This is a genomic window from Sphingomonas sediminicola, assembly GCF_014489515.1.
In the GTDB taxonomy this organism is placed as follows: domain Bacteria; phylum Pseudomonadota; class Alphaproteobacteria; order Sphingomonadales; family Sphingomonadaceae; genus Sphingomicrobium; species Sphingomicrobium sediminicola.
The window spans coordinates 1,007,239-1,032,779 of sequence record NZ_CP060782.1; the positions used below are offsets into that span (position 1 = coordinate 1,007,239).

Below are 25,541 nucleotides of genomic sequence, written 5' to 3' on the forward strand. Positions count from 1 at the left end.
TGGCGGCTGTCCTTCGGGACATTCGTGATGTCGGACCGCATCGGTTGATCCGGTGCGTTCGATGGGCTGTCAGCATTCCCAGAGCACAATCGGGTCTCCGATCAAACCTCGGTTTGAAGGAAGAGGAGACACGTATGAATTCGCGTCTGTACACGCTGCTCGAGGCGCACCAGCGCATCGATGGCCAACTTCATCTCGAACAGCAACGCCGCTGGAAGGACTGGTTCAGAATCGCGCGACTGAAGAAGCTGAAGCTGCGCGTGAAGGACCTGATCCGTCGGCAGTCCCTCCAGGCAGGGAGGACTTGAGATGCAGTGCCCGACTTGTGCGACCCCGTTGACTATGTCGGAACGGCAGGGGATCGAGATCGACTATTGCCCGTCCTGCCGGGCGTGTGGCTGGACCGCGGCGAGCTCGACAAGATCGTCGAGCGAAGCGGCGCCAGCGCGCCTGCCCGGCCGGTTCGCGAAACCTCCGGTGATCGGCACTGGGATGACGATCGTCATCACGGCCGGCACTATGGCAAGCGACGGAAGAGCTTTCTCGAAGAGCTGTTTGACTGACCGGGGGCGCCGCCGCCGGTTGGCGGTGGTGGCGCCCTCTCATCCCATCCGGGCCCCTCTGGCGGACGAATTGGTCCGTGATGTCGGACGGGAACGCTCCATGGCGGAGCGCTGACAAAGGGACCTGAAAATGGAAATTCTGTTCTTCGACTGGCTCGGTAAGCCGCTTTGGATGTGGCTCGGTTTCATCGGCGTGGTCGTCGCTTTGCTCGTGCTCGACCTTGGCGTGCTACACCGCAAGCAACGCGAGATCGGCGCGCGCGAAAGCATTCTTATGTCCGCGTTCTACATCCTGCTCGGCCTCGGTTTCGGCGGCTGGGTGTGGTGGTACATGGGGCCGACCGCCGGCATGAATTACGTTACCGGCTTCGTCATCGAGAAGAGCCTTGCGATGGACAATGTGTTCGTCATCGCAATGATCTTCACCTACTTTGCTGTTCCCCGCGAATATCAGCACCGGGTGCTCTTTTGGGGCATAATCGGCGTAATCGTCCTTCGCGCGATCATGATCGGGCTCGGCGCAACGATCGTCAGTCAGTTCGGCTGGGTGCTCTACATCTTCGCGGCGTTTCTGATCGTCACAGGCATCAAGATGTGGGTGTTCGCCGACAAGGAATATGACGTCGGTTCCTCGCCGGTGCTCCGCTGGGTCCGGAAGCGGTTCAACGTCACGGATGCCTTTCATGGCAACCGTTTCTGGGTTCGTCTGCCTTCTGGAAAGGGCAGAAACGCAGGCTTGTTCATGACGCCCTTGTTCCTGTCATTGGCGATGGTGGAAGTCGTCGACGTCGTCTTCGCGGTCGACTCGGTACCCGCCATCTTCGCGATCACGACAGACCCCTTCATCGTCTACACCTCGAACATCTTCGCCGTGCTCGGCCTGCGCGCCCTCTATTTCGCGCTGGCAGCGATGGTGCACCGATTCCACTACCTCAAGTACGCCCTTAGCGTGTTGCTGGTATTTATCGGCTCCAAGATCTTCGTTGCCGACGCTCTCGGCATCGCAAAGGTTCCCCCACTCTTGTCGTTGTCGGTGACCTTTGCAATCCTCGCGGCCGGCGTCGGCTATTCGCTATGGAAGACGGGCGGGAGGTCCGAGCAGGGACCGCCCGCTCCAGCAAAGAGCTAAGATCGAACCAGCCATGGGCGGGAGATCGCAACTCCCGCTCAGACGGCAGCAGCCAGCTGGTCGCTCCTTAGCCGCGCGCCTTGGCTATGTATTCGTCGACGTTCTTGGCGAGCACGTCCATCGGGACGTTGCCGCCAAGGACGACGGCATCGTCGAAGGCCTTGATGTCGAACCGCGAGCCAAGTGCCGCCTTCGCCTTGTCGCGCTGGCGGTTGATGGTCGTGTGACCGACCTTGTAGCCGCATGCCTGGCCGGGCCAACTGCAGTATCGGTCGACTTCGCTTGCCACTTCCTCGGCCTTCGAGCCGTTCTCGTTGACGAAGAAGTCCACCGCCTGCTGGCGCGACCAGCGCTTGGCGTGGAGGCCCGTATCGACGACCAGGCGGCAGGCTCGGAAGGCGATGCCCTGTAGGTAACCCAGGCGGCCGGCCGGGAAGTCGTCATAGACTCCGAACTCATCGGCGAGCTGCTGCGCGTAGAGCGCCCAGCCTTCGGAATAGGCGTTGAACGACAGCAACGTTCTGATGAGCGGCAGCTTGTTCGCATATTCGCCCTGCCAGACATGGCCCGGTATCGCCTCATGATGGGTGAGGTCGGGGAGGTCGAATTTGGTGTGAAGCTCGGTCGTCCGCAGATTGATCCAGAACTTGCCGGGGATAGACCCGTCGATCGACCCTGCTCCACCATAGGCGCCAGGTGCGCCGGGCTCTTCTTCGGGTGGAAGACGGCGAACTTCCAGATTGCCCTTCACCATCGTGTTGAACATCTGTGGGAGCTTCGAGCGGATGATCCGCAGCCGCTCGTTGATAAAGGCGAGGATCTCAGCGCGGCCCTTGTCGCCGGGCGAGAACTTGTAGCGCGGATCCTTGCCAAGCGCCTGCATCCGCTCGCCGACCGAACCTTTGGTGTAGCCAAGGCTTTTCAGGATCGGGTCCATCCGGGCCTGCAGGGCGCGAAGCTCCTCCAGGCCCATCTGGTGGACCTCATCGGGCGTCATTGTCGTGGTCGTCGAAGCCTTCAGAGCCCAGGCGTAGTACCCATCGCCGTCCTTGCGTGCCCACATTCCGGGATCGCTCTTGGCCAATCCGCGCTGGAGCGTGAGTTCGGCGATCTGGCGCTCTAGCGCGGGCGCAACCTGCTGCTGGACGATGGCGCGGGCCTGCTCGGCCCAATTGCCCGAAATGTTCTTCTCGCGGGTGCGGCGTTCGATGGATTCGACCAGCCCACCGCCCCTGCGGGCACCGTCCAGCGATTGGCCAAGCTGCTTCAGCGCCTTGTCGAGCAGGAAGTCGGGTGGGATCAGGCCCTTGTAGCGGGCCATGATCACTCGCCCGAGTTCATTGTCGAGCTGCTCGGGGTAGGACTTGAGCCTCGCGATGTAGGCATCTGCGTCGTCGCGTGTCGCAATCTGATGCTCGGAATCGAGGAAGCGCGGAGTGTCGAGGTAGGCGCCCACATTCTGGATGACCACGTAGGGCGTGTTCCGCCAGCTGCCGACGGCAACGTCGCCATAAGGCTGCATGAAGCCTTCAAGTGCATTCGCGTAGGCACTCCGGACGACTTCGACGCTGGTGCGAACCGAGTGCGAAAGCGCGGAAACGTCGATTGCATTGGCCCGTGCGAGGTCGCCGCGGAGCGTCTGTGCAAGCCTCTGCTGCCCGATGCCCGAACGGTCGCCGAGCTGCGAACGAAGGGCGATATGCTCGCCCTTGTCGATTCCCAGTGACGTGGCGGATTCTGGCGACTGGCGAAGCAGGTTCTCGGCAATTGAATCGAGAAGCGCCGAGGCCTGGGCGTCGGCGGATGTTGTCTGTGCAAAGGCCGGCGAGAGACCGCCGCTCAAGAACGGAAGGGCGGCGCTGGCCGAAAGGGCTGCAACCGCCTCGCGGCGGCTCAGGAACAATTCTGACAAATTAAACTCCGTCAGCTGGGGGAAGTTGACGCTCAGGCTCGACGAGGAGGCAGTTTCCATCAACCCCCGTTATGCGAACGCGCTCGCCAGGACGACCGGGGCCACCACGCGCCGACCATTCGCTATCGCCGACGCGGACGCGTCCCGAATGCTCGTCGACCGTCTCGATGACCGTGACGCTCTTACCGACCATGCGCGCGACCCGATCATTGAGCAGCGGGTCGCTGCTATCCGCGGCCTGGTTGGCGTAGACTTTCCTGCCGATCATCACCGCAACAAGCGCATAGATCGTGAACAGGATCAGCTGGAACGCCAGCGGCATCCCGAACAGCAAAGTGAATGCTCCGGTGGCGAGCGCCGCCACTCCGATGAAGACGAGAAAGAATCCCGGCGCGATGATCTCGGCGATCAGCAGCAGGATACCCCCGATCATCCACAGCCAGCCGGGCTCCAGATTGTCGATCATTAGCCTTCAATCCTCGGAGCGCCGGGGACGGAAGGCGGCGCGCCGCGACTTGCTTTGATCTCCGATTTGACCCGCGGTGCAGCACTCACCTTTTCGCCGCCTGCGCCAAAGGCTTCGCGCGCCAATTCGCCGATCCCGCCCAGCGTCCCCATCAGCTGGGTCGCTTCGACCGGGAATAAGATGGTCTTCGCATTAGGCGAGGTTGCGAACTTCCCCAGCGCCTCGACATATTTCTGAGCGATGAAATAGTTGATCGCCTGGCTCGATCCGCCTTCGATCGCGTCGCTTACCGATTTGGTTGCATTGGCTTCGGCAGCTGCCGCACGCTCGCGCGCCTCGGCTTCCCGGAAGGCAGCTTCCTTCAGGCCTTCCGCCTGTAATATCTTGGCCTGCTTCTCGCCCTCGGCGCGCAGGATCTCCGACTGGCGCATACCTTCCGATTCGAGGATGGAAGCGCGCTTCTCGCGCTCAGCCTTCATCTGGCGGGTCATGGCATCGACGATGTCGCGCGGAGGACGGATGTCCTTCAATTCGACCCGCGTGATCTTCACACCCCACGCCTCGGTCGCATGGTCGACGACCGCAAGCAGGCGCGCGTTGATCTCGTCGCGCTTCGACAAAGTCTCGTCGAGATCCATCGAACCCATCACCGTACGAAGATTGGTCGTCGAGAGCGCCATGATCGCCGTGTAAAGATCGCTCACCTCGTAGGCGGCCTTTGCGGCATCCAGAACCTGGAAGAATACGACGCCGTCAACGGCGACCATCGCATTGTCCTTGGTGATGATTTCCTGCCCGGGGATATCGACCACCTGCTCCATGACGTTGATCTTGTGGCCAACGCGGTAAAAGAAAGGAGGGACGAAATTGAAACCGGGTTGCCCGACGCGAACGAAACGCCCGAAATGCTCGATCGTGTAGCGATAACCCTGGTGGACGATCTTGACGCCGATCATGACGTAAAGAAGCGCTAGAACTGCAACTGCGGTCATGAACGTAGTCAGCATCATATCCCCCAAAACATCATTCTCGGCATATTGATGTGGCTGGAAGCGGAACGAAAGGAAAATCGAGGTGACTTCGGACTTGTTCGCGATGCGCTCGATCCTGTTTCTGCCTGCCTCGAACCCTCGGGCTATTGCGAAGGCGCGAGAGAGTGCGGCGGACCTGATCGTCCTGGACCTCGAAGATGCGGTCAAACCGGCTGACAAGAGGGAGGCGCGGGCTGCGGCGGTCGACGCCGTGACGTCAGACTGGCCGATGCCGGTCGCCATTCGCGTCAACGGAGTAGGGACCGAATGGCATTCGCTCGATATCGACGCGGTCGCCCGATCGAAATGCGACGTTGCAGTTCTCCCGCGTGCCTCGTCTGGTCATCTTGTCCGCGATGTCAGGGAGGCCATTGGCAAGCCCCTGTTGGCGATGATCGAGACGGCCGCGGGAGTGCTGGCGGCGTCCGAGATCGCGCGCGAAGTTGGGGCGCTGATCGCCGGAACGAACGATCTCCGAACCGACCTTCGCCTGCCTCTCGATGCGACGCGGGAGCCGATTTCGACGGCACTCCAGCTAATCGTCCTAGCAGCACGAGCGCACGGCATCCCGGCGTTCGACGGGGTGTACAATCGCCTTAGCGATATCGACGGGTTCATCGCTGAGTGCATCCATGGACGTACATTCGGCTTCGACGGGAAGTCGTTGATTCATCCCGACCAGATCGGACCGTGCAACGAGGCCTTTGGCCCCAGCGAGGACGAAGTGGAAAGCGCGCGCCGGCTGGTGGAAGCTTTCAGCGGCGGCGCCGAGCGGTTCGAGGATCGGATGATCGAACGCATGCACGTCGAGGCCGCGCGGCGCGTTCTCGAACGCGCAGGACAGCCCTAACCGAATGCTGAACCGCCTCTTGCGGGCCGGAGCGAGGGCCTTTCACAAGATGCTCACGGTTGGATGGTTCTTCCGCCGACCAAGAACGTTTGGCGCTCACGCGATCGCACTTACGCCCAATGGTCGCCTGATCTTGGTGAAGCTTTGGTATGCGCCAGGGTGGCGGCTGCCGGGCGGAGGACGAGATGCGGCCGAGCCGGCGGCAGACGCCGCCCTTCGCGAACTTCGCGAAGAGATTGGGATGACCTCGCATGGCGAGGTCAAACTATCGTGCGAGCTAGAGGAATCGGTCGACTTCAAGCGCGATAACTGCTCGCTCGTGGTCGTCCGTGACGTGGAATACCGACCCAGGCGCTGGAGCTGGGAAGTTGAGAAGGTCTGTGACGCGCCGCTCAACGACCTGCCTGTCAATCTATCGCCTCAAACCCGCCGCTGGCTGAATTCCGTCGGGCCGCTCGTCTAGCCCGCCCCTTGGCGAATCGACGGAACCTTGGCATGGGCCGATATGGCCCCACACAACGATTCCCCCGAAATCCCGCTCGGACTGACGTTCGACGACGTCCTCTTGCAGCCGCTTGAATCCTCGGTCCTGCCGAGCCAGGCTGACACTAGCACCCAGCTCACCCGCGAAATCCCGCTCAACATTCCGTTGCTTTCGTCGGCGATGGACACGGTCACCGAAGCCGACATGGCGATCGCCTTGGCGCAACTCGGCGGCATCGGCGTGCTCCACCGCAATCTTAGCGCTGAAGAACAGGCTGCCGCCGTCCGCGCCGTGAAGCGGTTCGAGAGCGGCATGGTCGTTAATCCGATCACGATGACGCCGGATCAGAAGCTAGCCGAGGCGCTGGAGCTGATGAAGGCGAACCGGATCAGCGGCATTCCAATCGTCGAGAAGTCCGGAAGGCTCTGCGGCATTCTCACCAACCGCGACGTTCGCTTCGCTGAGCACCCTGACCAGGCGGTTTCGGAGCTTATGACCAAGGAAAATCTCGCTGTCGTTGGGCTCGGCACAAGCGGCGAGGTCGCCCGCCGGATCCTTCACCAACGAAGAATCGAGAAGCTACTGGTCGTCGACGACCGTAACCACCTGGTTGGGCTTATTACCGTCAAGGACATCGAGAAAGCGGTGGCGGCTCCCCACGCAACCAAGGATGCGGAAGGTCGGCTTCGAGTAGCCGCCGCGACCACCGTAGGGATGCGGGCTTTGAACGGTCGCAGGCCCTGATCGATGCGGGCTGCGACTGTATCGTCATTGACACGGCCCATGGCCACAACACGGAAGTCGCTCGCGCCGTCGAGCGAGTGAAGACCATGTCGAATTCGGTGCAAGTTGTCGCCGGCAACGTCGCTACTGGAGATGCCGCCAAGGCGCTCGTCGACGCCGGCGCTGACGCAGTGAAGGTCGGCATTGGACCGGGATCAATCTGCACGACGCGTGTCATCGCGGGTGTCGGCGTCCCGCAACTGACAGCGATCATGGAAAGCGCGCGTGCAGCCTCGCAAGCGGGTGTGCCGGTGATCGCTGACGGCGGCATTCGCACCAGCGGAGACATTGCCAAGGCTCTGGCCGCTGGCGCTTCGACCGTGATGGTCGGATCTCTTCTGGCAGGCACTGAAGAGGCGCCCGGTGAGACGTTCCTGTACCAGGGCCGAGCCTACAAGAGCTACCGCGGCATGGGCTCGGTCGGGCGATGGCCCGCGGTTCGGCCGACCGTTATTTCCAGCAGGATATCAAGGACCAGCTGAAGCTGGTGCCGGAGGGGATCGAGGGCAGGTCCCGTACAAAGGCCCAGTTCGCGATATCGTTCACCAGCTTGTCGGAGGCGTGAAGGCGGCGATGGGATACACGGGGTCTGAGACCATTCGGGACCTGCAGCAGCGTGCGAAGTTCGTTCGAATCACAAATGCCGGGTTGTCGGAGAGTCACGTCCACGACGTCGCGATCACTCGCGAGGCGCCCAATTATCCGACACGCTAAGCTATGACACCGGCCGCGAGACTTCAGGCGGCGATCGAAGTTCTGGATGAGGTAATCGTCTCCGCGCGCGACGATGGGCCGCCCGCGGACACGATCGTCACGCGCTATTTCAAGACACGCCGTTACGCGGGGTCAAAGGATCGCCGTGCTGTTCGGGAACTGGTTTTCCGCGCGATCCGCGTAGTTGCGGATCGTCCGGAGAGCGGACGCGCGGTCGTCCTGGCGCTCACACAGCAGGATCCAGAGCTGCTCGATTTGTTCGGCGAGCCTCGCGGACCGGAGCCACTTGTTAACGGCGAGGCAAGTGCCGAGACTGGATATGTTCCCGGTTGGTTGCAGGACGAACTGTCACCGCTCGTCGCACCGGAGGAATGGCCCGCGCTTTTGGATCGCGCGCCGCTCGATATTCGGGTGAACATCGCCCGAGCTGCTCGCGAAGATCTGATTGCCCAATTCGAGGATGCGGAGCCGACTCCGCTGAGCCCGTGGGCGTCCGCCTGATCACAGAAACGCGTCTGGACGATAATCCGGCATTTGCTGATGGTCTGATCGAAGTTCAGGACGAAGGCAGCCAGCTCATCGCGCTCGCCTGTGGGCCAAAGCCGGGTGAACGTATTCTCGACCTTTGTGCAGGGGCCGGCGGAAAGGCGCTGGCGCTCGCAGCCGCCGAACCTTCGGCTGTCATCGTTGCGACAGATACAAACCGCGCCAGGCTTTCCAATCTCGTGCGACGCGCAGATCGAGCAAAGGCGAGGATTGAGGCCCGTCTGCTAAATCCCAATGAAGAGCTGTCGCAGCTTCCCGATTGGGTGGGGCAGGGGATGTCGTCCTCGTCGACGCTCCTTGCTCAGGCAGCGGCACCTGGCGGCGCAATCCGGAAGGCCGCTGGCGCCTGACGCCGGCAAGGTTCGACCGGGTCGTGGCGCTTCAATCGCGCTTGCTCGATATCGCGGCCGAGCTTGTCAAGCCGGGGGGCGGATCGTCTATGCGGTTTGTTCTCTGCTGTCCCGCGAGGGGCAGGCCAAATTCAGGACTTCCTCAGCCGCCGTTCATCGTGGATCGTCGAGGAAACGCCAATCGCTGCCGGGCGTTGGGATGATGTCGGAAAGCTTTTGACTCCGGGTCACGACGGCACCGATGGCTTTTTCGTCGCGCGGCTGGTTAGCCCATGTTAGAACCGCCGGGCCCGAGGAGATGAGGATGCGCCTTTTGCCCCCAGTTTTGATTGCCGGTATCGCAGCAGCGCTGGTCGCGACCGCAGCGGTCGGCCAGCGGCCTGACGATCAGCTTTCTCCGCGTTCGGTTGAGTTGTTCCGCCAGGGTCAGACGCACCTGGCGGCGGGTCGCTTTGTCGAGGCAGACGAGGCGTTCGAAACCTCGCTCGCAGTCGATCCGCGCAACCGCGCCGCTTACAATGCGCTCGCTCGCGTCGCGCAGCGTCAGAAGCTGTTCGGCCAGTCGATCCGCTTCACCAAGAAAGCGCTTCTCCTTGAGCCGAACGATCGCGACGCAATCGCCATCCAGGGCGAGGCAATGGTCGAGCTGGGCGCCGTGGCCCGCGCGAAGGAAAACCTCGTAAAGCTTCAGAAGCTTTGCCCGACGGGCTGCACTCAGCTCGCAGAGCTCTCCGCGACGATCAATCGCGGTCCGACGGTCGCTTCGGCCAAGCCGCCGGAAGTTCCGAAGAGCAACTAGACGTTAGGCGCGGGCCGAAAGCTCGCGCGCGACTTCAACGAATTCCGCGACGCTGACCGTTTCAGCGCGCCGAGAGCTGTCGATGCCGAGACGCTGCAGCGCTTCTAGCGCGCCGGGCAGATTCTTCAGGCTCGACCTCAGCATCTTTCGCCGCTGGCCAAATGCAGCCTCCGTCAGTCGTTCGAGCACGGCAGCCTTCACGCCCCCGGGCATGTTCTTCGGCACAATGTGGACGACCGCAGACATGACCTTGGGCGGCGGGACGAAGGCCGAGCGGTGCAAATTCATGACGATCCGGGCGTCCGATCTCCACTGGGACAGAACGGACAGACGTCCGAAGTCCTTGCTGCCGGGAGCCGCGACGATTCGCTCCGCCACCTCTTTCTGGAACATGAGCGTCAGCGAGCGCCACCACGGCGGCCACGGCCCGCTTAACCAACGCAGGAGCAAGGCTGTTCCGACATTGTAGGGAAGGTTCGCGACGACGTGCGCGCCTTCGCCCGCCTCGGTGGGCTCGTCGATGGTCAACGCGTCGGCATCGATAATCCGGAGCTTGCCCTTGTGCCGCGCTTCCAGCTCGGCGAGGGCCGGGATGCAGCGGCGGTCGCGCTCAACCGCGACGACCGAGGCACCGGCTTCAAGAAGAGCATTGGTAAGGCCGCCGGGACCCGGACCCACTTCATAGGCGGTTAGGCCTTCCAGGGGACCTGGAACCGCGGCGATGCGGGCCAGCAACTGGCGGTCGAGGATGAAGTTCTGGCCCAGCGACTTGCTTGCCTGGAGCCCATGCCGCGCGATCACATCGCGCAGCGGCTCCGTTGCTTCAATCACTCGACGAGTTCCCGGTTCGCCGAGCAGTACGCGGCCATCCGGATTGCCGACGCCATCGGCCTCGGGTCGGCCCGATCCTGACCCGCAATGTCGAATGCTGTGCCGTGGTCCGGTGCAGTCCGGATGATCGGCAGCCCCAGCGTGACGTTGACGCCGTCTTCGAAATGCAGGGCTTTCAGAGGGATAAGCGCCTGGTCGTGATACATGCAGAGCGCCGCGTCGTAGCGGGCACGAGCGGCAGCGTGGAACATCGTGTCGGCAGGATGGGGCCGGTGACTCGCCATCCCTCCGCCCGAAGCGCCGCAATCGCAGGCTCGATCAGTTCGACCTCCTCGCGGCCGAGCATGCCACCTTCGCCGGCATGGGGGTTTAATCCGGAAACGGCGAGCGTGGGTTCGGCAATCCCGAAGTTTCGCTGGAGGCCGCGAAGCGTCGTACGCCCCCGTGCCTCGACTAGAGCGGCCGATAGCTCGTGCGGAACTTCGGCTAGCGGGACGTGCGTGGTCACAGGAACTGTCCGAAGGGTAGGCCCAGCAAGCATCATGGCGACATTGCCGTGAGACACGCCGCAGCGCTCGGCGACGAATTCGGTTTGCCCAGGGTGGGAAAAGCCGATGCCGTAAAGCTGCTCTTTGGAAACCGGACCAGTGACTACCGCTCCCGCGGAGCCGGAACGGGCAAGCCCTACAGCGATTTCGAGAGAATCGAGCGAGCAATGGGCGCCCGACATGCTCGGACGTCCAGGCAAATCCCCGTCAGCCGATGAGATCTGGATCAGCGGCAGTGCATAATCGAAGACCGAGTCCGCTTGCCGTGGATCGTCGATGAGCTCGAGCGGGCCGTCCCAGACGTGCGCGATCGACCGTGGATCGCCAATCGCCACGAACGGCGGAAGATCGAAAGTGGCGCGGCCGTCCCAGCACTTCGCTACGACCTCCGGTCCGATCCCGGCGGGATCGCCCAAGGAAACTGCAAGTGGCCGGGACGGAGTTTGCACCATCAGCCCCGCTCGTGGATCCTCAAACCTAACGGAATTCGATCACCGCATCGCGGCGCAGGTCGCGGAGGTAGCGGCGGGCACGAAGATTCACGCGCTCTTCGCTGAGCTGGTTGAAGACCTGGTCGAAGGTCGGTGCGGTCGGATCGGCTTCGTCGCGGCCGCAGATCACTAGAGTGCGGACGCCTTCTTCGATCGATCCAAACGGACGCGTGGCCTGGCCGACCTGCAACGGAAGCATGATCTCCTGGAGCGCGGGCGGGAGCTCGCGAAGCCGGATCTGGTCGCTCTGGACGACTTCGCCATTGAATTCGCCGGCGATGCGATCTGCTCCGCCACAGCCGCCGACATTCCGAGCCGCTTCCGCGAACTTCGCCACGCGAGCTTCGGCCTGGGCACGCGTTGTGCCGGCCGGGAAAGTGATCGAGACCTGCTTGAGGCTCAGGACTGCATTCCTGGGATCGGCAGAAAGAATTTTGCGCGCATCCTGGATCGCGATGATCGAGACGCCGCCCGGGACGGGGATCGGCGCGCTGACCTGGCCGGCGCCCATGCTCCGGAGCACGTTCCCCAACTGCTCGGGAAGTTGTTCCGGGCGGACCCAGCCGAGGTCGCCACCCACCGCCGCCGTCGAAGCTTCCGAATATTGCCGGGCATAGCCGGCGAAGGATGCACCCTGACGTAGCTGGCCGATGATCTGGTTGGCGTTGGCCATCGTCTGCTGCATCTTGTCGCTGGTCGACGACAGGAAGATCTCGCTGACGCGATATTCCTCGGTTCCCTTCGAGGCGTTCAGTCTCTCGAGGACGGCTTTCACTTCTTCGTCGCCGACGCTGATCGTATTCTCGATCTTCGCCTGCTGAAGGCGCCGCCAGGCGGTTTCGCCCTCAATTTGGCGACGGAGCGAACGCACCGATGAACCGTGCGTCTTGAGGTAGGCGCTGAGTTGATCGGAATTCATCTTCACGCCTTCGGCAACGCGGCCGAATGTGCGGTCGATGTCCTTGTCCGTGACCTTGATCTCTGCGGTCTTGGCGGCCTGGATCTGAAGGGTCTCGTCGATCAGGTTACGAAGAACCTGCTGACGAAGCTGGTCGATCTGGTCGCTGGGAAGCTTGCCTTCATTCGCAATTGCCAAGAGCGCGAGGCGCTGGTCCACGTCGGTCTGTGTGATGACCTCGCCGTTGACGATCGCAGTCGCCTTGACGACCGACGGCATGGCCTGGCCGAAGATCTGGGGATTGTCGGGCAGCCGCAACGCGCTGGCGCTGCTTGTGGCTGGAGGCGAGTCTGCCGCATCCTGCGCCGCTGCTGCAGTCGCTACGGCCAGTACGAGCGCCGCTGCTGCATAACGAGCGCGGGCCGGGAAAAAATCGGATGCTGCGAACAAGTGCGGAAATCCCTTGTAGTTCAATTGAATGAGCGGATTAGCGTTTATTCAGCCCCGCTGAACGCAGGCTTAGCGGCCGAGCCCCTTGAGCGACACCCGGAACGAGAAGGTGCTCCCTTCGCGGAACCCGCCAATTCGCTCATAGTCCCGCCGCCACGAGACGCCAAGCGCAATGCACTCATCCTCGTAATCGATGCTCAGGCGGTGCCGGACAGGCTCGAATCCGTCGGAAACGGATAGCGGATCCTCGCTTGCGTCGGTCAGGTCGAGGACGGTCGCGCCGAACACCGACCAATGCTTGGCGAACTTGATCCGGGCCGCGGCGCGAAGCTCTTCCTTGTCGCGAAGGTCCTCGATTGATTCGTCGATGTCCCGGTTGAGGCGGAGATAGCCGATCTGGGCATAGGTCTCCTCGCCGCCGACGGTCAGGTCGATCTCGTTCCGGCGGAAAGCCATGTTGTCCTTGTCGATCCGGAAGCGATGCGTGATGTCAATCAGCCGGCCGTAGCGGACCCGAGTCCGTCCGACGATATCCGAGACGCGATCAGCAAGTCCCGTTCCGCTAGGAAAGATCTCGCCCTTCTTCTTGATCCGATAGCTCTGACCGATCGTGGTCATGATCGACAGCTTGGGCCGGTCGTAGGACCAGTCGAGCCCATAGGTGATCCGCGAGCTGTCCTCCCAGCGGTCGTATCCGGGGAAGCGGCTGAGCGCGAAGAGATTGCTGTCCTCCAACTCGATCGCGCGGGCGTCTTCATTCGGAATGTCGAGATTCGGAGTCGGCGGCGTCAGGACGACCTGGAAGCGCGGAGAGAATTTCTGCGTTCCACCGAAGAGCGGACCGACGAACGGCCATTTTACGTCCGCTGCAAGCGCCCCGATTCCCCGCGCGTGCCATCCGTCTTCGCCGCGATAAAGTGGGACTTCGGTGCTCGCGGCGTCCTTCGTGTGGTAGATGTCCCCGCGCGCATAGCCGGTGAAGGTCACTTCCTGGCCCCAGTTGGTCAGGCGTCGCAGGTCCCAGCGCGCGCTTGCGAAGGCACGCTGCGTGTCCTGGCCTTCGATGCGGAGGATCGCGAGGCTGTTCGCTTGTAGTTCCAGCGTTCCGCCGAGCATCGGCGGGTCCAGCCGGAACCGCGCATCGATAGCGGGCAAAGCAATCGGAATGCGCTTCTGGACGTCGTCGACGCGCAGACCTTCGAAAGCCCAGCCGGCGATGGAGATGTAGCTATTCGGGCTGATCCGCTCTGCGTTGATGAAGCTGCGGAGGCGGTCGTCCTGGGTAATGTCGTAGCGGCGAGTCACCGTTTTGTCGGTCGCGATCCGGATCGAGCTCGTCACACTCCACAGCGGATCGACCTGCGCTTTCCCGTTCGCCTCGAAGTAGCCGCGGAAACCCCTGTTCTCGGTTTTCTCCGGTTCGCCGAGCTCGGTCAGTCGCTCGATCCGGCCATAGGTGAGGAAGCCGCCGACCTGGAATGCGCCGAGGCGGTTGAGTTCCCGGTAGCGCGTCTCGATGGCAGGCAGCAGACCGGTATAGAGGTGCGGAGTAATGGTGAGATCGCGGTTCGGCCCGAACCTCTTGTAATAGGGGAAGGCGAGCTTGAGGCCCCGGCGATGCGAGATGCTGATGTCCGGGACGAGGAAACCGCTAATCCCTCCGCCATCGCCGCCCGTCGCCAGGCTGAAGATTGGGAGCAGTGGGAGCGTAACGCCGAAAATCCGGATCCGTCCACCCTGGAAGCGGACCCGATCGGCCTTGGGATCGTAAGCGACGCGGGCGGCGGTGATCGCCCAGCTGGGGTTACGCGGGCAGCCCGTTTCGGTCGTGACCGGGCAAGGCGAGTAGATCGCGTTGTCGAGCACGGTGATTTCGCCGGTCTTGCGCCCCCTAGTCGCAGCAATGCGGCCACCGCTCTCCAGCACGATCAGCAGGTTCTCCACGGTCCCGTCGCGCAAGGTATCCGTCAGGACGACATTGTCGCCGACGAACTTGTCGCCCTCAGGGTTCACCACGACGACATTGCCCTGGGCGCGGACCTGACCCGACTTGCGGTCCCAGACGACCTGGTCGGCGGCAACGTAATTGCCGTCGCGGGAAAGTCTTACCTGGCCGATCGCTGTGACGAGATCGGCTTCGCTGTCGTAAGTGACCTGGTCGGCGCTGAATTCGACGACCTCATCGGTTTCCGGAGGTGCGACATCTGACGGCGGAGCCTCGGCGGCCGGCAATGATGCCGGTGCGGTCTCTTGGGCGGTGGCAATCGCGGGAGCAAGCGAGAGCGGGAGAGCCGTCCACCAGGCAAATCTCATACGCAAAAGATGGTCCCGCCGCTCAACCCTGGTTTCAAGCCCAGCCAGCCTATCGCACCTTGGCAGGCAGTCCACAATCCGCCTTGCATGGGAGGCCTTTGCTATTGCGGCGGGTGGGTCTTAAGAGGCGCTGCATATCCGTCAGATCAAGACATTCGCAGGACTTTCCTTGATGAAAATTCGTTTTGCCGACAGCCGGCCTTCAGGCGATTTCGCCCTCGTGCTTCCAGTCTCGGGTAAGAACCGTATCGCGCTCGACAGCCTGGGCGCTGACAGGTCTGCGGTCGACGCCGCGCTGAAGAGCCAAAGGTTCGAGGGGATTCCGGAAGCGCGGCCGAGCTGTTCATTCCCGCCGACGGTGGCGTTCGGCGCCTGATCGTCGTCGGTACCGGTGATGGCACGGGTCCGTCCGAGGCAGCCGAGAAGCTTGGCGGCGCCCTCGTGGGCGCCTGCTGACCTCTGGCGAGAAGCAGGCCGTGCTCGACCTTTCGGGGCTTAACTATGATGCGGATTCGGCCGCTCGCGTCGCGCTTGCCGCAGCGCTCCGGGCTTGGCGGTATGACCGTTACCGGACGAAGCTCAAGGACAAGCAGAAGCCGACCTTGACGGAGCTGACGATTGTCGGTGCGCCGGCGGATTCGGCGGGCATCTGGGAGAAGCGCTGGAAGCCCGTTTACGAAGGGGTGGGCCTCACTCGCGAACTGGTGACCGAGCCTGCGAACATCATCTACCCCGAGACCTTCGTCGAGCGCGTCCAGGCCGCCGTCAAAGGTTCCGGCCTTGAAGTCGAAGTGCTGGATGGTGCGGCGATGAAGAAGCTGGGCATGGGCGCGCTGCTCGGTGTCGCGCAAGGCTCCGTCCGTGACGGGCGCCTGCTCATCCTGCGCTGGAACGGCGGCAAGGACGGCGACGCGCCCGTGGCTTTCGTCGGCAAGGGAGTCACGTTCGACACCGGCGGCATCTCGATCAAGCCGGCTGCCGGCATGGAAGCCATGAAGTGGGACATGGGCGGCGCCGGAGCAGTCGCGGGCGCCATGCTCGCGCTCGCCAAGCGCAAGGCAAAGGCGAACATCGTCGCAATCTGCGGACTCGTCGAAAACATGCCTGACGGAAATGCGCAGCGGCCCGGCGACGTCGTGACTAGCATGTCGGGCCAGACCATCGAGGTGATCAACACCGACGCGGAAGGTCGGCTCGTGCTTGCCGATGCGATCACCTACGTCCAGCGCAACTACAAGCCGAAGATCGTTGTCGACCTCGCGACGCTCACGGGCGCTATCGTCATCAGCCTTGGTCACGAGTTCGGCGGCCTGTTCACGCCGGACGACGACCTCGCCAACCAGCTGCTCGACGCTTCCAAGTCGTCGGGCGACAAGCTCTGGCGCCAGCCGATGGCGGAGTCGTTCGACAAGCTGATCGATTCGCCGATCGCCGACATGAAGAACGTCGGTCCCCGCGAAGGCGGCTCGATCACCGCCGCCCAGTTCATCCACCGGTTCGTCGAGAACGGCACCCGGTGGGCGCATCTCGACATTGCCGGCATGGCCTGGTCGGACAAGCCGAACAGCACGTACGACAAGGGCGCGACCGGTTATGGCGTAAGGCTCATCGATCGCTTCGTCGAAGCGTCGGTGGAGGCACGCTGACGCCTGGATGCAGGTCGACTTCTACCAGCTCGGACGAACGCCGCTCGAGCAGGTGATTTCCGCGATTTCGCAACGGCTCCTCGTGGAGAGGAAGCGCCTGCTCATCGTCGCGGAGGACGAAAATCTGCTGGGGAGGCTGGACCGCATGCTCTGGGATCAGGGGCGACCAGCTTCCTGCCCCACGCGCCTTCGGGCGGAAGCGATGACGCCCGCCAGCCTATCCTGCTGTCGAACAGTAACGATGCGCCTAACCTCGCTCGGAACGTGCTGATCGCCGACGGCCAGTGGAGAGAAGTGGCGCTGACCTTCGATCGCGCATTCTACTTGTTCGATGCCGCGACCCTGGAAGGCGCGCGCGTGGCCTGGAAGCTGCTCGCAGGCAGGGAAGGGATCGAGCGCCGTTACTGGGCTCAGGACGAGCAGGGGAAATGGGTCCAGAAGAGCTGACCCTTGCCCCGTCTACCGCGTGCCGCTAGGCGCTGCGGCTAATCCCAACCCTTTGTTTCAGGAGACCGCACGGCCATGGCCGCTACGCGCACCTTTTCGATCATCAAGCCCGATGCCACCCGCCGCAACCTGACCGGTGCGATCACCAAGAAGCTTGAGGATGCGGGTCTCCGCGTCGTTGCTTCGAAGCGGATCCACATGACCCGCGATCAGGCGGAAGGCTTCTACGCCGTTCATAAAGAGCGTCCGTTCTACAACGACCTGTGCGCCTTCATGACGTCGGGTCCGGTCGTGGTTCAGGTCCTCGAGGGTGAGAACGCCGTCCTTCGCAATCGCGAAGTGATGGGCGCGACCAACCCCGCCGATGCCGCCGAAGGCACGATCCGCAAGGAATTCGCTGAATCGATAGAGGCCAATTCGGTCCACGGTTCGGACAGCGACGAAAATGCGAAGATCGAAATCGACTTCTTCTTCAAGCCCGAAGAAATCGTCGGCTAACGGCTCAGGCTGACTAGTCGCAGGGAGCGGCCGCCGAACAGGCCGCCGCCTTCCCACCGATAACTGATTACGTAGGAGCCGGTGGCCGACTTGTCGGCGCCGGCTTCTACATATTTGGCGACCATCCGGGCGCGGACACGGTGCGTGCCTTTTCCGTCGGCTGCCGACTTTCCGAGGGCGGATTCGACATCGCTAGCGCTGAGTTGGCCGTCGCTTCCGACTTCGATGGCGTCGGCCTCGGGAAGCGCGACGGTCAGCGATTGAAGCGCATGGCTGTCTTCGACGGGCGTGATTTCCAGGCTTCGCCCGTCGCTTTGCACCTTGCCGCGGAGCGTGAGCGGAATCGCCTGCCTCTTTTCGACGACAGTCGTCGGGCCCTTGTCGCCGCTATCGGTCTTCCAGCTGATCCAGACTCCGACGGCGGAGACGAGCAGGGCTGCGATCGCGATCGATTCGCCGAGGGTTACCCAGCGGAGGCGCGATCGTCTCTTGGCTTCGTTCGAAGGCGAATCGTTCATCGGCCACCTGCTTCGAGCAAGCGCCGCGGCGCCGCAAGCTCCCAGCTTTCCGCGATGCGGTCGGCGACATGGCCCCAGTCGACCGCTTCGCCCGTCAGATTCACCGAAATCCAGCCCGCATGATGAAGGTAAGCCGGCTTCGAATAGGTCTCGGGATGACTCTCAAGCAGCATCGCCTGTTCGTCGAGACTGCTGGTTCGAACGCAGACGACCGTCTTTCCGTCGCTGTGGTGATTGTCGCGAAATTGCGCGAACTGCTTTCCGGCAACGAAGAAAGTCGCTTGGCCGTGCGAGAGTCGTTCTTCGGTCTCGGGCAGTTCCAGGGCCGCCTGCCGCACGCGGTCCAATGATTTCGTCATCGCTTCACGAACTCGCTGAGAATTCTCGGATACAGCTCATGCTCGGCCGCCAGGACGCGTTGTTCTAGCGTCGTAGGTGTGTCGCCGGGCTCGACAGGTACTTCAGCCTGGCCGAGCACTTCGCCCGCATCGAGTTCCTCAGTAACGATATGCACCGAACAGCCCCCGGCCGCGTCGCCGGCTTCAAGCGCGCGGGCGTGCGTATCCAGGCCCCGATATTTGGGAAGGAGGGAAGGGTGGATGTTGAGGATTCGCCCGCGCCATTGCCCGATGAACCAAGGAGAGAGGATTCGCATGAAACCAGCGAGGGCGATCGTGCCCACGCGGTGCTCTTCCAGGGCCGCGCTCAATGTTCGGTCGAACTCTTCCTTGTCGACTCCCTTGCTGTCCCAGGCCCAGGTCGGAAGGCCCGCTCACGGGCCCAATCCAGGCCAGCCGCCTGCGGTTTGTTGGAGGCGACGAGCGCGACTTCAAAGCCGGTCGCTTTCTCGGCGAGCGCCTGCATGTTGCTGCCGCGCCCGGAAATGAGGATAGCGACCCGGCGGGGATCACGCATTATGCGTTGCGGTCCAGCTGCCCTCGGGACCGTTCACGGTGCAGCCGCGCGGGCCTTCGTCTATCCGGCCAATTCGGGAGACGGTTTCGCCTGCCTGTTCGAGAAGCGCAGTGACGCCGTCGGCCTCGGAGGCAGCGACAACAACGACCATCCCGACGCCGCAGTTGAAAGTCCTGACCATTTCCGCAGGATCGACGTTGCCTCCCTCGCGGAGCAGTTCAAAAACCGGGAGCGGGACCCAGGCGCCGGCATCGATGACGGCATGCCGGTTGGCCGGAAGCACGCGCGGAATGTTCTCCAGCAGCCCGCCGCCGGTGATGTGCGCCAATCCTTTGATTCGCCCCTGCTGGACGAGCGGGAGCAGCGACCGCACGTAGATTCGGGTCGGTTCGAGAAGTATTTCGCTTAACGTTCGGCCTTCCGCCCAAGGGTAGCGCGCGTCGAGATCCCAATTGCGATCCGCGATGATCTTGCGAACGAGCGAGAAGCCATTGCTGTGGACGCCTGAGCTGGCGAGGCCGAGAACCATGTCTCCCGGCGCGATTTCCTTCCCGGTCAACACTTTGCTGCGATCGACGGCGCCAACGCAGAACCCCGCGAGGTCGTAGTCGCCTTCGGAATACATGCCCGGCATTTCGGCCGTTTCGCCGCCAATCAACGCGCAGCCTGCCTGGCGGCAGCCATCGGCGATGGATGCGACAACTTCGGCCGCGATGGCATTGTCGAGCTTTCCGGTCGCGTAATAGTCGAGGAAGAACAACGGCTCGGCGCCCTGGACGATCAGGTCGTTGGCGCACATCGCAACGAGGTCGATGCCGACGCCGCGATGATTGCCCGCCTCGATCGCGAGCTTCAGCTTGGTTCCGACGCCGTCGTTGGCGGCCACCAGCAGTGGATCATCGTAACCTGCCGCCTTCAGGTCGAAGAATCCGCCGAAGCCGCCAAGCTCCGCATCGGCCCCCGGCCGGGCGGTTGAGCGGGCGAGCGGTCCGATCGTTTTGACGAGCGCGTTCCCCGCGTCGATCGACACTCCGGCGTCTGCATAGGTCAGCGGCTTGTTGGACATCAGGGGCCGCCTAGCCACAAGCCGCTTGGATTTCCACGCCGTTGTCGCCAAAAGGCAGCGCGAATGCTCCGCCGCCGCCTCGTTTCCCTTCTGATCCTGCTCTCCGCGGTCCTCGGTCTATCGGGGGTGCTCTACGCGCAGATGGAAGCGGGTGAGCGCGGCATTGCGCCGATCGACAGCTCGGGGACGCTTGAAGTCACCGGAATTCATGTCGACGTGATGGGCAAGGACGGCCAGTCGGCTCGCTACGAAGGTTGGCGCATCGCCCAGCGGCAAGGGTTCAGGGCATATTGGGCCAAGGCGCACAACCGCCCTGTGACCGAGGCACCGACCGTTCCGGATTCGACTCTGGACGAACTGGTGAGCTCGATTGTGGTCGAACGTGAGCAGATCGGGCCGAATCGCTATATCGCCGACCTCGGAATCCTCTTCGACCGGGCCCGCTCGGCGGAAATACTCGGCGTAGGCGGAGACGTCCGCCGTTCGGCACCCATGATTCTTGTGCCGGTCCTCGTTACAGCAGGCTCAGAGACCTCCGTCGAACTTCGCAATCCTTGGCAGCGGGCGTGGGCGGAGTTCCGGACTTCGCAAAGCCCGATCGATTACGTCCGGGTCACCGGCTCCGGAATTGATCCGCTGCTGGTGAATGCGGCGCAGACGGATCGGCCAGGTCGCGGCTGGTGGCGTAACATCATCGACCTGTACGGAGCTGCGGACATCCTGGTGGCGCAGGTGGAGTTCCAGCGCCTCTACCCGGGTGGACCGGTCTTCGCGAAATTCGTTGGCTATCATGGGCCGGACAGGCAGCCGGTCGGCGCCTTCACCATTTCAGCGCCTGCCGGTGCAAGCGCGCTCCAGGTCATGCGGGCAGGTGTGCAGCGCATGGATCAGATATTTGCAGAGGCGCTTGCCGACGGCAGGCTGGTACGCGATCGCAGCCTCGACATTCCTGAGCCTCCGCCACCGCCGGAAGTCGTTGAAGAGGCGCCGAAGCCGGTCGCTGGACGGCCGTGGACATACCAGGTGCAGATCGTCTCGCCCGACGTGAACATCTATAACTTTGCCATGGCCCACCTTCGCACGACTGGCGGCGTCGACCAGGTTGTTCCGGTGAGCATCAATCCGGGCGGCGTCAGCTATGTGAACGTCACCTTCCGCGGCGAACTGCCAGCCCTTCGTGCGGCCCTGACGGCTCGCGGCTGGAGCGTCGAGCAGAATGGATTCGTTCTGCGTATGACTTCCTCTGGAAAGGGGCCGCCGCCTCTGGCGCCGCCCGCCCCGCCTCAGCCGGCCCAGCCTGCGCAGGCCCCTCCGGCCAACCCACCCAGGGGAAATGAATGAAGCGCGGCGCGGACCAGATCGCGCTTCCCCTCGACTGGCCCCAGACAGAAGGCGAATCGCGCTTCATCGTCTCCGACGCCAACCGCGAGGCGTTCGAACATTTCCGTCACTGGAGCATGTGGCCGGTCAAGGCGACGGTCCTGACGGGCCCTCGAAGGTCCGGCCGCACTCTGCTCGCGCGAACCTTCGCCGAGCGCGTCGGCGGTCGCCTGATCGATCAGGCTGACACCCGGGACGAGGAGGAAGTTTTCCACGCATGGAACGACGCCCAGGACAGTGGCCTTCCGTTGGTGATGGTCGCTGACGAGGCGCCCCCGGCTTGGGCGCCCAGGCTTCCCGATCTGCGCACTCGGCTGGCGATCACCCCAATTGCGAGGGTCAATCAGCCCGACGACAAGCTGTTCGGGGCGTTGATTCAGCTATTGTTCGCGGATCGCGGGCTGCATGTACCGCCCGATGCTCTCCGCTTTATGTCCGAGCGGCTCAGTCGCGAATATTGGACAGCGGAGCGCGCCGTCGAGGAAGTCGACCGTTTCGCCATTGCCGAGCGGGCGCGGGTGACCATGCCCACCATCCGGCGTGCGCTGTCACAGGCAAGAATGATCGGCGACGCGGCCTAGCTGCAGCTGACTCGCTCGATCTTGTTGTTGGCGTCCAGATAGATCGTCACCCGGTCGGCGCTGAACTCCATCGTGACGACCGAGCCGTTCGGTACCCAGCGCAGTACATGAGCGCCCGATTTGCTCATGATCTCGGCACCGATGTCGGCGGTCGCGTCCTGTCCGGCGAAAGCGCTCAGCCCCTTGTTGCTGCAGGAGCCGGCGAGAGCGGGTCCATCTGCTGGGACGGTGCTGCAGGCAGCAGCTAGGAGCGGGGCTAACACGACCAGCTTACGCATCGACCGTTTCCTGCTCCACGACGCGGCTCATCTTCAGCTTCCCGTTCTCGATCGCAAAAGCCAGCCGGCCCTCGACGAGATCGAGCGCGTCTCGGCCGAATTCCTCGAACCTCCAGCCACTCAATATGTTCAAATCCTTGCGAACGCCGGCCGCGAGAGCTTCCAGGTCGTCCGATCGCGCGATCAGCCTCGGAGCGACACCGGTTTCTTTCGCCCGGATCTTGAGGAGCAGCTTGAGGAGGTCGCTAACCAAAGCGGCGTCCTTAGTAAGGCCAGGCCGACGCGGCTCGCGATCGGGAAGCTCGTGCGGCTCCAAAGCAGCTGCCGCCTCGACGGCAGCCATCAGGCGAGCGCCGATATCGTTTGTCCGCCACCCCGCGGAGAGCCCGCGTACCCGTCCAAGGTCATCCTGCGTCTTCGGAGGGTGTGCGGCGAGCTCGCCGAGCGTATCGTCCTTCACGATCCGGCCTCTCGGGATATTCTTCGTCCGTGCCTCGGTCTCGCGCCATCCGGCGAGCGCCTTTAGGCGACCGAGCACCGCAGGATTTCGGCTCGGAAGTTTCAGGCGCTTCCACGCGTCTTCAGGCTCAAACGCGAAGCTCATCGGATTCGCGAGCCGTTCCATCTCCTCGTCCAACCATCCACCGCGGCCCGTCTTCTTCAGCCGGTTCAGCAGCTTCGGGAAGACGGTAGCGAGGTGGGTTACGTCGGCGATTGCATAGTCGATCTGGCGCTTGTCGAGCGGCCGGCGGCTCCAATCGGTGAAGCGCGCCCCCTTGTCGATGTTGTGACCGAGCATCGATTCGATGAGGTTGGAGTAACCGACCTGCTCACCGTGCCCGAGCGCCATGGCCGCGATCTGGGTGTCGAACAGGGGCGAGGGCGTCTTGCCGGTCAGGTTGTAGATGATTTCGAGATCCTGACCTCCCGCGTGGAAGACCTTCAGGACTTCCTCCTGCTTCACGAGCAGGTTGAGGAGAGGGTCGAGGTCGATATCCGCCTTCGGATCGATTGCCGCGGCTTCTTCCGGGCTCGCGATCTGGATCAGACAGAGGTCCGGCCAATAGGTGTTCTCGCGCATGAACTCGGTGTCCACTGCGACGAACGGGTGCTTGGAGAGGCGCTCGACAAGGGGAACCAGGTCATCGGACCGGGTGATCAAAGGATGGATTCGCATGGGTCTGGGGCGGCATTAGCGGCCAGTGGCCGGGTTGACAAAAGGCTTTGCGCCAGTGAGTGCCGCCGCGAATTTCCGAACATCGCTATCGGCAGGCAAATGCACCCTTATCGCACTCATAATTGCGGGCAGCTCCGCGCTTCCGACGTCGGCTCGTCCGTCCGTATCTCCGGCTGGATCCATCGGAAGCGGGATCACGGCGGCGTCCTGTTCATCGACCTTCGCGATCATTTCGGGATCACGCAGGTAGTGGCGGCCGCTGGAAGCCCGATGCTCGAGCAGCTGGACGCTTTGCGCGCCGAATCGGTTGTCTCGATCACTGGTGATGTCGTTGCTCGCGGTCCGGAGGTCGTGAACAAGAAGCTTCCGACGGGTGAGATCGAGGTCGTTGCCCGTGAAGTGGTCGTCCAGTCGGCCGCAGCCGAGCTGCCCATGCCGGTCGCTGGTGAGCAGGACTATCCGGAAGATATCCGCCTCAAGTACCGCTACCTCGACCTTCGCCGGGAGCAGGTACACGCGAACATCATGCTTCGCTCGGCGGTGATCAGCTCGATCCGTCGCCGCATGATCGACCAAGGCTTCACCGAGTTCCAGACGCCGATCCTGACCGCCAGCTCGCCGGAAGGCGCGCGCGACTATCTCGTCCCAAGCCGCGTCCACCCGGGCAAGTTCTATGCGCTCCCGCAGGCGCCGCAGATGTTCAAGCAGCTGATCATGGTCGCGGGCTTCGACCGCTATTTCCAGATCGCGCCCTGTTTCCGCGACGAAGACGCTCGCGCCGACCGTAGCCCGGGCGAATTCTACCAGCTCGACTTCGAGATGAGCTTCGTCACCCAGGAGGACGTGTTCAATGCGATCGAGCCGGTGCTCTCGGGTGTGTTTCAGGAGTTCGCGAACGGTCGCTCAGTCACTCCGGCCGGAGAGTACGTTCGCATCCCATATAAGGAAGCGCTGCTAAAGTACGGCAGCGACAAGCCAGATCTCCGTAATCCGCTGCTAATCACCGATGTCTCTGAGCATTTCAAAGGCTCGGGCTTCGGCCTGTTCGCCGGCCTGGTCGAGAAGGGCGCAGTCGTCCGCGCGGTCCCGGCTCCGGGCACCGCCGAAAAGAGCCGCAAATTCTTCGACGACATGAATGAGTGGGCACGGAGCGAAGGCTTCGCGGGTCTCGGCTATGCAACCCGCAAGGGTGGCGAGTGGGGCGGCCCGATCGCCAAGAACCATGGCGAAGAGGGCATGAACCGCATTGCCGAGGCGATGGGCCTCGGCCCTGACGATGGCCTCTTCTTCGCTGCCGGCAAGGAAGATGACGCAGCGAGGCTCGCGGGGGCTGCTCGTACGCGCGCCGGTGAGCAGCTCGACCTGATTGAGAAGGACTCGTTCCGCTTTTGCTGGATCGTCGACTTCCCGATGTTCGAGTACAATGACGATCAGAAGAAAGTCGACTTCTCGCACAATCCATTCTCGATGCCGCAGGGTGAGATGGAGGCGCTGGAGACCAAGGACCCGCTCGATATCCTGGCGTGGCAGTACGACATCGTCTGCAACGGCGTAGAGCTGAGTTCCGGGGCGATCCGGAATCACCGTCCGGACATCATGTACAAGGCGTTCGAGATTGCCGGCTATTCCAAGGAAGAAGTCGACACGAACTTCGCGGGCATGATCAATGCCTTCAAGTTCGGCGCACCTCCGCACGGTGGATCGGCTCCGGGTATCGACCGCATAGTCATGCTGCTGGCCGACGAGCCCAATATCCGCGAGGTCATCCTCTTCCCGATGAATCAGAAGGCGGAAGACCTGATGATGAACGCCCCCGCGACGGTCATGCCGAAGCAGCTCAAGGAGCTTCACATCCGGATCGTCGACCCCGCCTAGAG

22 protein-coding genes and 6 pseudogenes are annotated in these 25,541 nt (G+C 62.9%); 15 read left to right on the forward strand and 13 right to left on the reverse strand.

Going from position 1 to position 25,541, the window contains the following annotated elements; genetic code table 11:
* Positions 1–134: 134 nt before the first annotated feature.
* The 3 genes and pseudogenes from H9L14_RS05485 to H9L14_RS05495 all read left to right on the forward strand — a co-directional run bounded on the left by H9L14_RS05485 (position 135) and on the right by H9L14_RS05495 (position 1,692).
* Positions 135–308 (forward strand): DUF465 domain-containing protein, encoded by a 174-nt coding sequence (locus H9L14_RS05485; RefSeq protein ID WP_187709536.1) that lies wholly within the window; start codon positions 135–137, stop codon positions 306–308.
* Position 309: 1 nt separating this feature from the next.
* A pseudogene (locus tag H9L14_RS05490) lies at positions 310–563 on the forward strand (TFIIB-type zinc ribbon-containing protein).
* A 130-nt stretch (positions 564–693) separates the two neighbouring features.
* Entirely contained in the window at positions 694–1,692 is a 999-nt protein-coding gene (locus H9L14_RS05495) for a TerC family protein (RefSeq protein ID WP_187709537.1), read from the forward strand.
* A 67-nt stretch (positions 1,693–1,759) separates the two neighbouring features.
* On the opposite strand, the gene H9L14_RS05500 is transcribed toward H9L14_RS05495, so the two are convergent.
* The 3 genes from H9L14_RS05500 to H9L14_RS05510 are packed head-to-tail and all read right to left on the reverse strand — an operon-like array spanning position 1,760 to position 5,077.
* On the reverse strand, positions 1,760–3,604 hold the full coding sequence (locus H9L14_RS05500; RefSeq protein WP_246444492.1) for a DUF885 domain-containing protein: 1,845 nt from the start codon (positions 3,602–3,604) through the stop codon (positions 1,760–1,762).
* 1 nt (position 3,605) lies between these two features.
* Positions 3,606–4,070 (reverse strand): NfeD family protein, encoded by a 465-nt coding sequence (locus H9L14_RS05505; RefSeq protein WP_246444494.1) that lies wholly within the window; start codon positions 4,068–4,070, stop codon positions 3,606–3,608.
* The gene (locus H9L14_RS05510) at positions 4,070–5,077 is read right to left on the reverse strand and encodes an SPFH domain-containing protein (RefSeq protein ID WP_187709874.1); all 1,008 of its coding nucleotides are present in this window, start codon (positions 5,075–5,077) and stop codon (positions 4,070–4,072) included. Before H9L14_RS05510 ends, H9L14_RS05505 begins: the two co-directional genes overlap by 1 nt.
* An 88-nt stretch (positions 5,078–5,165) precedes the next feature.
* On the opposite strand from H9L14_RS05510, the gene H9L14_RS05515 reads away from it, so the two are divergent.
* The 5 genes and pseudogenes from H9L14_RS05515 to H9L14_RS05535 all read left to right on the forward strand — a co-directional run bounded on the left by H9L14_RS05515 (position 5,166) and on the right by H9L14_RS05535 (position 9,627).
* Positions 5,166–5,951 carry an HpcH/HpaI aldolase/citrate lyase family protein gene (locus tag H9L14_RS05515; protein WP_187709875.1) on the forward strand — a complete coding sequence of 262 codons (786 nt, stop codon included), beginning with the start codon at positions 5,166–5,168 and terminating at the stop codon, positions 5,949–5,951.
* Between the two features lie 4 nt (positions 5,952–5,955).
* Positions 5,956–6,414 carry an NUDIX domain-containing protein gene (locus H9L14_RS05520; RefSeq protein ID WP_187709539.1) on the forward strand — a complete coding sequence of 153 codons (459 nt, stop codon included), beginning with the start codon at positions 5,956–5,958 and terminating at the stop codon, positions 6,412–6,414.
* A 42-nt stretch (positions 6,415–6,456) separates the two neighbouring features.
* Positions 6,457–7,932: pseudogene (gene guaB, locus H9L14_RS05525) on the forward strand (IMP dehydrogenase).
* A 3-nt stretch (positions 7,933–7,935) separates the two neighbouring features.
* Positions 7,936–9,107: pseudogene (locus H9L14_RS05530) on the forward strand (RsmB/NOP family class I SAM-dependent RNA methyltransferase).
* A gap of 25 nt (positions 9,108–9,132) precedes the next feature.
* Positions 9,133–9,627 carry a tetratricopeptide repeat protein gene (locus H9L14_RS05535; protein ID WP_187709540.1) on the forward strand — a complete coding sequence of 165 codons (495 nt, stop codon included), beginning with the start codon at positions 9,133–9,135 and terminating at the stop codon, positions 9,625–9,627.
* 3 nt (positions 9,628–9,630) lie between these two features.
* Here the strand turns inward: H9L14_RS05535 and rsmA are convergent, their stop codons facing one another.
* The 4 genes and pseudogenes from rsmA to H9L14_RS05555 all read right to left on the reverse strand — a co-directional run bounded on the left by rsmA (position 9,631) and on the right by H9L14_RS05555 (position 15,158).
* Positions 9,631–10,458, reverse strand: a complete 828-nt coding sequence (gene rsmA / locus H9L14_RS05540) for a 16S rRNA (adenine(1518)-N(6)/adenine(1519)-N(6))-dimethyltransferase RsmA (RefSeq protein ID WP_187709541.1) — start codon at positions 10,456–10,458, stop codon at positions 9,631–9,633.
* Positions 10,455–11,458 (reverse strand): annotated as a pseudogene (gene pdxA / locus H9L14_RS05545) (4-hydroxythreonine-4-phosphate dehydrogenase PdxA). Before pdxA ends, rsmA begins: the two are co-directional and overlap by 4 nt.
* Before the next feature lie 25 nt (positions 11,459–11,483).
* Complete coding sequence (locus tag H9L14_RS05550; RefSeq protein WP_187709542.1) at positions 11,484–12,845, reverse strand: peptidylprolyl isomerase; 1,362 nt, start codon at positions 12,843–12,845, stop codon at positions 11,484–11,486.
* Between the two features lie 69 nt (positions 12,846–12,914).
* Positions 12,915–15,158, reverse strand: a complete 2,244-nt coding sequence (locus tag H9L14_RS05555) for an LPS-assembly protein LptD (protein ID WP_187709543.1) — start codon at positions 15,156–15,158, stop codon at positions 12,915–12,917.
* A 172-nt stretch (positions 15,159–15,330) separates the two neighbouring features.
* On the opposite strand from H9L14_RS05555, the gene H9L14_RS05560 reads away from it, so the two are divergent.
* The 4 genes and pseudogenes from H9L14_RS05560 to ndk all read left to right on the forward strand — a co-directional run bounded on the left by H9L14_RS05560 (position 15,331) and on the right by ndk (position 17,749).
* Complete coding sequence (locus tag H9L14_RS05560) at positions 15,331–15,534, forward strand: hypothetical protein (protein WP_187709544.1); 204 nt, start codon at positions 15,331–15,333, stop codon at positions 15,532–15,534.
* 100 nt (positions 15,535–15,634) lie between these two features.
* Positions 15,635–16,804, forward strand: a complete 1,170-nt coding sequence (locus tag H9L14_RS05565) for a leucyl aminopeptidase (protein ID WP_425506900.1) — start codon at positions 15,635–15,637, stop codon at positions 16,802–16,804.
* 7 nt (positions 16,805–16,811) lie between these two features.
* Positions 16,812–17,251 (forward strand): annotated as a pseudogene (locus H9L14_RS05570) (DNA polymerase III subunit chi).
* Between the two features lie 75 nt (positions 17,252–17,326).
* Entirely contained in the window at positions 17,327–17,749 is a 423-nt protein-coding gene (ndk, locus tag H9L14_RS05575; protein WP_187709545.1) for a nucleoside-diphosphate kinase, read from the forward strand.
* Here the strand turns inward: ndk and H9L14_RS05580 are convergent.
* From H9L14_RS05580 to purM, 4 genes and pseudogenes are all read right to left on the reverse strand, one after another.
* Complete coding sequence (locus H9L14_RS05580) at positions 17,746–18,267, reverse strand: hypothetical protein (protein WP_187709546.1); 522 nt, start codon at positions 18,265–18,267, stop codon at positions 17,746–17,748. The two genes, ndk and H9L14_RS05580, sit on opposite strands and share 4 nt — an antisense overlap.
* On the reverse strand, positions 18,264–18,626 hold the full coding sequence (locus tag H9L14_RS05585; protein WP_187709547.1) for an MmcQ/YjbR family DNA-binding protein: 363 nt from the start codon (positions 18,624–18,626) through the stop codon (positions 18,264–18,266). Before H9L14_RS05585 ends, H9L14_RS05580 begins: the two co-directional genes overlap by 4 nt.
* Positions 18,623–19,182: pseudogene (purN, locus tag H9L14_RS05590) on the reverse strand (phosphoribosylglycinamide formyltransferase). The gene H9L14_RS05585 and the pseudogene purN overlap by 4 nt, the downstream one beginning before the upstream one ends.
* Entirely contained in the window at positions 19,175–20,248 is a 1,074-nt protein-coding gene (gene purM, locus H9L14_RS05595; protein WP_187709548.1) for a phosphoribosylformylglycinamidine cyclo-ligase, read from the reverse strand. Before purM ends, purN begins: the two are co-directional and overlap by 8 nt.
* Before the next feature lie 63 nt (positions 20,249–20,311).
* On the opposite strand from purM, the gene H9L14_RS05600 reads away from it, so the two are divergent.
* Positions 20,312–21,589, forward strand: coding sequence for a heavy-metal-associated domain-containing protein (locus H9L14_RS05600; RefSeq protein ID WP_187709549.1), 1,278 nt, complete (start codon positions 20,312–20,314; stop codon positions 21,587–21,589).
* A complete protein-coding gene (locus tag H9L14_RS05605) occupies positions 21,586–22,209 on the forward strand; it encodes a P-loop NTPase family protein (RefSeq protein WP_187709550.1) in 624 nt (207 codons plus the stop codon). Before H9L14_RS05600 ends, H9L14_RS05605 begins: the two co-directional genes overlap by 4 nt.
* Here H9L14_RS05605 and H9L14_RS05610 read toward each other — a convergent pair.
* Positions 22,206–22,487, reverse strand: coding sequence for an I78 family peptidase inhibitor (locus tag H9L14_RS05610; RefSeq protein ID WP_187709551.1), 282 nt, complete (start codon positions 22,485–22,487; stop codon positions 22,206–22,208). The genes H9L14_RS05605 and H9L14_RS05610 overlap by 4 nt on opposite strands.
* On the reverse strand, positions 22,480–23,664 hold the full coding sequence (rnd, locus tag H9L14_RS05615) for a ribonuclease D (RefSeq protein WP_187709552.1): 1,185 nt from the start codon (positions 23,662–23,664) through the stop codon (positions 22,480–22,482). Before rnd ends, H9L14_RS05610 begins: the two co-directional genes overlap by 8 nt.
* A gap of 99 nt (positions 23,665–23,763) precedes the next feature.
* On the opposite strand from rnd, the gene aspS reads away from it, so the two are divergent.
* Positions 23,764–25,539, forward strand: coding sequence for an aspartate--tRNA ligase (gene aspS, locus H9L14_RS05620; protein ID WP_187709553.1), 1,776 nt, complete (start codon positions 23,764–23,766; stop codon positions 25,537–25,539).
* Positions 25,540–25,541 lie beyond the last annotated feature (2 nt).